Raw genomic sequence first — 509 nt, 5'->3', positions numbered from 1 at the left:
CTCTGGGAGCGCACCGTCGGCGGCGCAACGACGCACTTCTCCCGCTTCGGCGCCGACGTCATCGGCGTGCGGCGCAGCGACCAGGGAACGCAGTATCTCTTCAGCGACCACCTGGGGAGCGTGAGCGCAGCGACGAACGCAAGCGGCGCGCTCGTAGGAATGCAGCACTACGACCCGTGGGGACGGGTGCGCACCGGCGGCATCGGGCTGACGGCGCGCACCTTCACCGGGCAGCGGCTTGATGCGACCGGATTGTTGTATTACCATGCTCGGTACTATGATCCGACGCTCGGACGGTTCATCTCACCGGATAGCATCGTTCCTGAGCCGGGCAACCCGCAGAGCTTCAACCGCTTTGCGTACGTTTACAACAATCCGCTGAAGTACACCGACCCGACGGGGCACTGGATCGAGCGCGCGGTTGATATTGCATTCATCGCCTACGATATCTGGGACATTCACCAGAACGGGCTGACGTGGGACAATGGACTGGCGCTGGCGGCGGATGT

General features: G+C 63.5%; 1 protein-coding gene. It reads left to right on the top strand.

Going from position 1 to position 509, the window contains the following annotated elements; translation table 11 throughout:
• Positions 1-509: RHS repeat-associated core domain-containing protein (locus NW818_RS13505; RefSeq protein ID WP_414424843.1), on the top strand; the 509-nt coding region annotated here is incomplete at both ends.

Source organism: Synechococcus sp. R6-5, from assembly GCF_047461775.1.
In the GTDB taxonomy this organism is placed as follows: Bacteria; Cyanobacteriota; Cyanobacteriia; order Thermostichales; family Thermostichaceae; genus Thermostichus.
This window is presented reverse-complemented; position numbering and strand designations above follow the sequence as displayed.